Annotated in this window: 8 protein-coding genes; 2 read left to right on the forward strand and 6 right to left on the reverse strand. The window is 70.3% G+C overall.

What is annotated here, in order from left to right:
- Window positions 1-197: 197 nt before the first annotated feature.
- Both VF647_14055 and VF647_14060 read right to left on the reverse strand, forming a co-directional pair.
- Complete coding sequence (locus VF647_14055) at window positions 198-854, reverse strand: hypothetical protein (protein ID HEX8453221.1); 657 nt, start codon at window positions 852-854, stop codon at window positions 198-200.
- Between the two features lie 105 nt (window positions 855-959).
- Entirely contained in the window at window positions 960-1,610 is a 651-nt protein-coding gene (locus VF647_14060; protein HEX8453222.1) for a DUF4337 domain-containing protein, read from the reverse strand.
- A 267-nt stretch (window positions 1,611-1,877) separates the two neighbouring features.
- On the opposite strand from VF647_14060, the gene VF647_14065 reads away from it, so the two are divergent.
- On the forward strand, window positions 1,878-2,813 hold the full coding sequence (locus tag VF647_14065) for a HipA family kinase (protein ID HEX8453223.1): 936 nt from the start codon (window positions 1,878-1,880) through the stop codon (window positions 2,811-2,813).
- Window positions 2,810-3,238 carry a DUF3037 domain-containing protein gene (locus VF647_14070; GenBank protein HEX8453224.1) on the forward strand — a complete coding sequence of 143 codons (429 nt, stop codon included), beginning with the start codon at window positions 2,810-2,812 and terminating at the stop codon, window positions 3,236-3,238. Before VF647_14065 ends, VF647_14070 begins: the two co-directional genes overlap by 4 nt.
- A gap of 272 nt (window positions 3,239-3,510) precedes the next feature.
- Here VF647_14070 and VF647_14075 read toward each other — a convergent pair whose 3' ends face one another.
- The 4 genes from VF647_14075 to VF647_14090 all read right to left on the reverse strand — a co-directional run.
- The gene (locus tag VF647_14075) at window positions 3,511-4,608 is read right to left on the reverse strand and encodes an aldo/keto reductase (protein ID HEX8453225.1); all 1,098 of its coding nucleotides are present in this window, start codon (window positions 4,606-4,608) and stop codon (window positions 3,511-3,513) included.
- Between the two features lie 187 nt (window positions 4,609-4,795).
- Window positions 4,796-6,181 (reverse strand): amidophosphoribosyltransferase, encoded by a 1,386-nt coding sequence (gene purF / locus VF647_14080; GenBank protein ID HEX8453226.1) that lies wholly within the window; start codon window positions 6,179-6,181, stop codon window positions 4,796-4,798.
- Between the two features lie 79 nt (window positions 6,182-6,260).
- Entirely contained in the window at window positions 6,261-6,755 is a 495-nt protein-coding gene (locus VF647_14085) for a DinB family protein (protein ID HEX8453227.1), read from the reverse strand.
- Window positions 6,756-6,992: 237 nt separating this feature from the next.
- On the reverse strand, window positions 6,993-8,200 hold a 1,208-nt coding region (locus tag VF647_14090), incomplete at its 5' end, for an AIR synthase related protein (protein ID HEX8453228.1).

The following is an 8,200-nucleotide window of genomic DNA, read 5'->3' on the forward strand; positions in this document are numbered from 1 at the left end:
TGCGTGCGGGGGCGGAGGGTGGGGTGGGGGCGGGGGAGGGCGGACACGCAGGTCCGCCCCTACCAGGTTGGCGCGCGGAGGGCGTGATGAAGTACGCCCCCGCCACGGTGTCCGTGGCAGGGGCGGAATTTCTCCCCCTCACCCGCCCTGCGCCCCCGCAGGCGGGGGAGGGGGCCGGGGGGAGGGGGCCCTCTGCGTCAGCGCCGCGAAACGCGGTCGACCAGCACGTCCAGGTTGTGGTTGATGCGCAGGCCGTGCACGCCGTCCGTGGCGCCCATCTGGGTGCGCGGGAACTGCGCGACGCGCGTGCCGTTCACGATCAGTGTCACGGCGGTCGCGTTCACGGCCACGGAGACGAGGTTGCTCGCGCGGCCATTGCGGTCCTGCTTGTGGATGGCGGCGTGCTCCGTCCAGTCGCGGATGTCGTGCACCTCGCTGCCGGCGCGGTGCTTCACGGCGTACTTGCCGTCGCCGCGGATCAGGAAGTAGAAGTACTCCTGGTTCCCGCTCTCCAGGTTGCGCCCGCCGTAGAAGATGCCGTACGCCTCCGGGTGCGCGGGCGCCTTGCGCTGGTTGAAACGCGCCTGCACGGTGTACACGCCGCGCGCCTCGTCCGCCGGACGGTAGAGGATCGCCGCGGGACCGGTGATGGCGTGGAACCCGCCACTCATCGGCATGAAGTGCACCTTGCTCATGTCCGAATCGGCGCGGTCCGGGCGCGCCTTCCACCCGTCGGGAAGCTGGCCGCCCTCGTGCGAGTGCTCGGCGCCCTGCTGGGCGGGCGCGTGGTTGTGCTGCGCCAGCGCGGGCGTGGCGCAGGCGAGGAGTGCGGCTGCGAACAGGATGTGGCGCATGGAGAAGCTCCGGTGCTGGGGTGCGGATCGGCGTTCTACCCCAAAGCTACGCCGCCGCGCCCGATGTGCCAAGGCGCGGCGGCGTCGGAGCGGCTCCGCGGGGGCTCAGAGCGGGAGGTGGAAGAACAGGTAGAAGCCGTTCACCATCAGCACCGTGCCCGTCATCGCCATGACCACCGCGAACCAGAGCACCTTGCGCGAGTTGGCCAGGATGGCGACCGATCCCATCACGATGGAGATCTGCAGGAGGACGCCCGAGTAGTCGAAGTTGGCGTCCTGCTCGGAGGCGCGCTCGCGGGCCTGCTCGTAGCTGCGGGCCTGCGCGGAGAGCTGCTTCTTCCCCTCGCCACGCAGCGGATCGTTGGGCGCGGCGGCATCCGGCTCGTCGTCGTAGCGCGCGATCGTCTCCTTGTACTTCGCGATCTTGGCCTCAGCCTGCGCGCGCGCCTCGGGGGAGAGCGACGGGCTCAGCGCCAGCATCGTCTCCAGATCGTCCAGCGCGAGGCGGTACGAGGTCTGGCGCACGTTCTTGGCCTGGTAGAAGCTCCAGGTGTCGCTCGCCTTGATGTTGTTGTGGACCATGTCCTCGCCCACGTTGCCCCCGCCCAGCGTCGCGATCGCCAGCAGCACGGCCATGATGGCGATGACCAGCGCCGTCACGTTGCGGAACCGGTCGTCCGAGGCGTGCTCGGCGCGCTCCTCGCGCATCTCCTCGCGAATTTCGCTGATCAGATCCGCGGCATCGGTGGCTTCCATCGCGTTCTCCTGGGGGCGTTCTGCGGATTGTGCTCTTGCTACCCGGGAGAGTAGCACGGGGAGCAAGATTGGAAGCTTCGGCTCCTCGCGCAAGTCCTTCAAACAGCGTTTCACACAGAGACGCAGAGGAAAAATCGAGGGCACAGAGGGAACTGCACCCTTTTCTTTTCTCGCTGTTTCCTCTGTGGCTCCGTGCGAGGCGGGTCACGGGCTGGCGATGGATGCGGGGGCGGATGGGTGTGCCGCATCTTGCTTGGGGGCGGCGTGGTGTCAAGCGCTCCCGCTCTCCCCTTTTCACGCGCCGCCGCTTACCTTCGCGATGCCGCGACGCTCGCGGCCGACCCCACCTCGCCCGGAGGCGACCGCGTGCCCCAGCTTCCCCAATACACCGCCACGCGGTACCTCGTCCCGCTCCGCGAGGGCGGCTCGCTCCCCGCCGTGGTTGATACGGACGGCGGCGGGATGTTCGTAGTCAAGTTCCGCGGGGCGGGGCAGGGGCCCAAGGCGCTCGTCGCCGAGCTGATCGTCGGCCTCCTGGCGCTTGAGCTGGAGCTGCCCGTCCCCGAACTGGCGCGCATCGAACTCCTCCCCGCATTCGGCCGCGCGGAGCCCGATCCCGAGATCCAGGACCTCCTCCGCGCCAGCGAGGGTCCCAACGTGGGGCTGCGCTACCTGGAAGGCGCCCTGAACTTCGACCTCGCCGCCGCCGGGCACCTGGTGAGCGCGGAGCTCGCGTCGCGCCTGGTCTGGCTCGACGCGCTGGTCACGAACCCGGATCGCAGCGCGCGCAACCCCAACCTGATGATCTGGGATGGGCGCCCCTGGCTCATCGACCACGGCGCTGCCCTCTACGCGCACCACAACTGGGCCACGGTGGACGAGGCGCGAGCCCGCGCGCCCTTTCCGCTCATCCGCGACCACATCCTCCTGCGCGCCGCCGACGGCCTGGGGGAAACCGACGCCGCCATGGCCGCGCGCCTCACCGATGACGCGCTCACCGGCGTCCTCGCCCGCGTCCCCGACGAGCTCCTGGCCGGACCTCTCAGCTCGGGCGACTTCGACGCCCCCGAAGCCGCGCGGCGCCGCTACTGCGACTACCTGGGCGCGCGCCTCCGTGCCCCCCGCGCCTTCGCCGCCGAGGCCATCGCCGCGCGCGACCGCCTGCTGCGCGAGCCGCCCCGCCCGCTCTCCGCCCGCCGATGAGCGCGGAGGGTTGGATCTCGTACAACTTCGCCGTCGTGCGCGTGGTGCCGCGCGTGCACCTGGGCACGTTCGTAAACGTCGGCGTCCTCGTCCACGCGCGCACCGCCGGCTTCCTCGGCATCCGCATCCTCACCGACCCCGCCGACCTCGCGCCCCTGTTTCCGAGCACCGACACCGAGCTCCTCTCGCGCTACCTGCGCTCCCTGCGCGGCATCTGCGAAGGCGCGCCGGAGTACGGCCCCGTCGCCCTGGTACCGCCCTCCGAGCGCTTCCACTGGCTCACCGCCCTCCGTTCCGACATCATCCAGAGCTCCCCCATCCACGGCGGCCTGTGCGACGATCCGGAGCGCGTGCTGGAGGAGCTGTACGCGGAGTTCGTGGGGCCCTCACCCCCGCTCGTTCCTCGCTGCCCCCTCTCCCGATAACGGAGAGGGCTGCGCCCTCGCCGTTATCGAGAGAGGGGGCGTGGGCACCGCGCGATGCCGTAGGGGCAGACCTGCGTGTCTGCCCACCCTTGCCCCTGCCGCGATCCCCGCCATCGCACCCGAACCCCGTAGGGGCAGCCCCGCGTGGCTGCCCGTGCCCTCCGCCGCAAGGAACCCTGCCGCCCCGCACCCCATGTACGTAAGAACCCCCTCCCCCGGGCAGTTTCGGGGGAGGGGGACGCGTCGCGGAGCGACGCTGGGGGTGGGGGCCCTCAGTCCGCCGCCACCATCTCCGCGCCGACCACCGGGTACCCGTCGCCCTCGTAGCGGTACACGGGGCCGAGCGGCTCGCCATCGCGCTGCATGGTGCCCTTGTAGCGCATGTGCTCCTCGTGTACGCCGAAGTTGGTGCGCTGCAGCTCGGCGATGCGCGACAGGTCGTCGGCGGTGAGATCGGGGAGGTCCGAGGCCGCGGCGAACTCCTCGAGCTGCTCCACGTTGTAGATGTTGGGGAGCGTCGTCATCACGACCGGCGAGGCGAGGAGCCACTTGAGCGATGCCTGCCCCAGCGTCATCCCGCGCCCCTCGTGCAGGAAGCGCAGCGACTCCAGCTTCTGCAGGCCGTTGATCAGCCAGCTCCGCGGGCGGTGGCGGCGGTGGTCGTTCTTGGCGAACTCGGTGTCGGCCGTGTACTTCCCCTCCAGCATCCCGCTGGAGTGCGTCACGCGCACCTGGATCCCCGTGCGTCCGCTCTGCTCGGCGGCCTCGGTGAGGATCTGGCCGGGGAATGGCTCCAGGATGTTGTTGATGAGCTGGAGGTTCTGCGCGCGGCGCTCGCGGATCAGGTCCAGCCCCTCGAACAGGTAGCCGTTGGATGGCCCCAGCGCGCCGCCCCACGCGCGGATCTTCCCCTCCTGCCGCAGCGTCTCCAGCGTCTCCCAGATGACATCGTTGGGAACGTGCTCCTCGTGCGCGTTGTGGTAGGAGACGATGTCGATCACGTCCGTACCCAGGCGCTTGAGCGACTCCTCGACGGCGAAGCGCAGGTACTCCGGATCGGCGCTGTGGGGGATCTCCTGCTGGCCGCGGCGGGCGTCGGGGTGGCTGTAGAAGTCGTAGCCCACCTTGGTGGTGATGACCACCCGGTCGCGCCGGTCGCCAAAGGCGCGGCGCAGCAGCTCGTCCGCGCGCCCGTTGCCGTAGGTGTCCGCGGAGTCGAAGAGGGTGATCCCCAGGTCGTGCGCGCGGTGCAGCATCGCGACGGCCTCGTCGTCCGTGAACTCGCCCCACCACCCCGCGGCGAGCGTCCACAGCCCGAATCCCACCTCGCTGACGGTGATGTCGGTGTTGGGATAGGTGCGGTATTGCATAAAGCCTCTCAGTGTATTCGGTCAGCGCGGCGCCTTGCCGCGTGCATCAGGATGGGGCGCAGGGGCCACTCACACAAGCTGGAATAAAGAAGTCCTAAGTCCTAAGTGCTAAGTGCTAAGTGACCAGCGCACTAACGCACTAACGCACTTCTGTTCAGCACTTGGCACTTCAGCACTTAGCACTTCCCTAACAATGCGAGCTCATCGCGAACCCGCGCTTCTGGTCTACCAGCGGCGCGCGGTAGTCGCCGCTGAAGCAGGCGGTGCAAAAGGTGCCGGCGTCGCTCACCGCGTCCAGCATCCCCTCGGACGAGAGGTAGCCGAGCGAGTCGACGCCCAGGAAGGCGCGGATCTCGTCGGTGCTCTTGTTGGCGGCGATCAGCTCCTCCTTCGTGGGCATGTCGATGCCGTAGAAGCAGGGGTGGCGCACCGGGGGTGAGGCGAGGCGGAAGTGGACCTCACGGGCGCCTGCCTCGCGGAGCATGTTCACCAGGCCCCGGCTGGTCGTGCCGCGCACGAGAGAGTCGTCCACCACCACGACCCGCTTTCCGTTCAGGATCTCGCGCACGGCGTTGTACTTCATGCGCACCTTGAAGTCGCGCCCCGCCTGCGAGGGCTCGATGAAGGTGCGCCCGACGTAGTGGTTGCGGATCAGCCCCAGCTCGAAGGGGATGCCGCTCCGCTCCGCGAAGCCCAGCGCGGCGGAGTTCGCCGAGTCCGGCACCGAGATCACGATGTCTGCGTCGGCGGGGTGCTCGTCGGCCAGGGTGCGGCCGCACTCGCGGCGCGCGCGATCCACCGAGAAGCCCCACAGGTGGGTGTCCGGCCGGGCGAAGTACACCAGCTCGAAGACGCACGGCTGCGGCTCGCCCTCGGGGCGTAGCGGGCGCAGGCTCGTCATCTCGCTGCCGCGGATGCGCAGGACCTCGCCGGGCTCCACGTCGCGCACGAAGCGGGCGCCCATGATGTCCAGCGCGCAGCTCTCCGACGCCAGCACGATTCCGCCGTCCGGCAGGTGGCCGATGACGAGGGGGCGGTACCCGAGCGGGTCGCGCGCGGCGTAGAGCGTGTCGTTCACCATGATCAGCAGCGAGAACGCCCCCGTGAGCTGCGACAGGGCGTCGTCGATCTGCGCCTCCACTCCCTCGCGCGGGGAGCGGGCGATCAGGTGGACGATCACCTCGCTGTCGATGTCGCTCTGGAAGAGGGCGCCGTCGTTCACCAGCCGCCCGCGGAGCTCGTTGGCGTTGGTGAGGTTGCCGTTGTGCACCAGCGCGAGCTGCCCCTCGCGGTAGCGCACGCGGATCGGCTGCGAGTTCTTGAGCCCCGCGCCTCCGGCCGTGGAGTAGCGGATGTGCCCCAGCGCCACGTCCCCGGGAAGGCCCGCGAGCACCTTCTCACTGAAGCCTTCCGACACCAGCCCCGGCGCGCGATGGCGGTGGCTGGCGCCGGTGACGCGGTCGTACGTGGAGATGCCGGCGGCTTCCTGGCCGCGGTGCTGGAGCGAGTACATCCCCAGGTAAACGAGCTTCGCGGCCTCGGGCGTGCCAGAGACCGCTGCGATTCCACACATGCCGTTTGCTTCCTCGGTGTCCGTTGCGTTCCTTCGCGCGGTGGCCCCTGCGTACACCGCTACGCCGCCGGTGTGCGCTTCAGCGATGCGGATCGTGCGCGGGCGGGTGCACGATCTGACGCAGCGCGCCCAGGTGGTACGCGCAGTGCGCCACCATCGCCATGGCGCCGGCCAGCGCCTCCGCGTCCCACTCCGTGCGCGATGCGAGCTGTGCGCGGGCGGCGTCGTAGTCGGCGCGCAGCGATGCGCGGAGCCCCGCCCACCCCCGCGCGTCCACGCTGGAGACGGCCCAGCTCTCGGCCCAGTTCACCGCCGGCTCCTCGCCGCGGAGCCTGGCCGCGCTCACGCGCAGGCTGAACGCCAGGTGCGACGTGTGCGCCGCCGCGCTCCTCCGTCCCGGCCCCGGCGCCCGCGACGCCTCCTGCGGCGTGAGCCCCGCCAGCGTCCCAAAGATCCCGGAGTCCGGCGCGTTGCTCACGAACCACGTAGATCTCGGATCCCGCGGCCCCTCGAACGCCTCCCCCAGCAGCTCCACCACCGCCCCGGCCGGCGTCATGATCTGTACCGCCTCCATGGTCCCTCCTCTCCTTTTGTCATCCTGAGGAAGCCGCCCACCCAGATCTCGCCGTGCTCCCCCGTTCGTGCGGCGCCCGAAGGATCTAGCCGGCGCGGCAGGAGATCAGTTCGCGCTGCCAGTCCCTCGCCACGCGCAGTAGATCCTTCGCTCCGCGCGAGAGTCTGGAGACGAGGCGAGTACGGAGCCGCGCGTCGCTCAGGATGACAGGGGGGTGTGACGCTGCACCGTTGCCCGCTACTCCTGCCCGTTCTGCACCTCGGACCGCAGCGACGTCACGATGTCGCCGACGCTGCCGTCCATGCGGCGTGGGATGGCGGACTCGTACACCTCGACCAGCTCCGCCACGGGCGCATCCAGCACCCCGCCGCGCGTGACGATGCGGAAACGCCCGCCCGCCGCGCCCACCGTGCCGATGCGCGCCGCGGGGACGCCGTGCTCCGCCATCACCGCCGCGAGCCGCTCCCAATCGTCGGGACGGCAGGAGACTACGACGCGGCTCTGCGTCTCGCCGAACAGCAGAGCGGCCTGGCGGATGTCGTCCTCGAGCTCCACATCCACCCCGCACGCGGGGGACGCCGCGAACGCGCACTCCGCCAGCGTGACGGCAAGGCCGCCCTCGGCCGTGTCGTGCGCGGAACGCACGAGCCCCCCGCGGATGGCGGCGAGGAGCGCGCGTTGAAGCGCAGCCTCCGCCTCAAGATCGAGCGCGGGCGCGTCGCCGGCGAGGCGGCCGTGGACGACCTTGAGATACTCGCTCCCGCCCAGCTCGTCGCGGTTCGTCCCCAGCAGCCCGATCACGTCGCCCTCGCCCTTGAAGGCGACGGTGGTGACATGCGCCAGGTCATCCACCACGCCGACCATGCCGATGGTCGGGGTGGGAAAGATGGCGCCGCGCGGGTTCTCGTTGTACAGCGACACGTTGCCGCCCGTGACCGGCGTCGCCAGCACGGTGCACGCCTCACCGATGCCGCGCAGCGACTCGGCCAACTGGAAGTAGACGTCCGGCTTCAGCGGATTGCCGAAGTTGAGGTTGTCCGTTACGGCGCGGGGCAGGGCGCCGGAGCAAACCAGGTTGCGCGCCGCCTCGGCCACGGCGATCTGACCGCCGCGATACGGGTTGAGATACACGTAGCGCGCGTTGCAATCCACCGTCGCCGCGATCGCCTTGTTGGTGCCGCGCAGCCGCAGCACCGCCGCGTCGGAGCCCGGCCCGACAACGGTGTTCGTCCGCACGGTGCTGTCGTACTGCTCGTACACCCAGCGCTTCGACGCGACAGTGGGCGAGTCCAGCAGCCGCCGCAGCGTCCACATCGGGTCTGCCTCCTCGGCGAGCGGCTGGAGATCGGCGGTGGACCAGTTGCGCAGCGCAACCACATCGGGCGATTCGACGCCCTGTCGCGTGTAGGTGGGGCAGGCGTTGACGAGCGGCTCCCCGGGAAGGT

The sequence above is a fragment of the Longimicrobium sp. genome, assembly GCA_036387335.1.
Classification (GTDB): Bacteria; Gemmatimonadota; Gemmatimonadetes; order Longimicrobiales; family Longimicrobiaceae; genus Longimicrobium.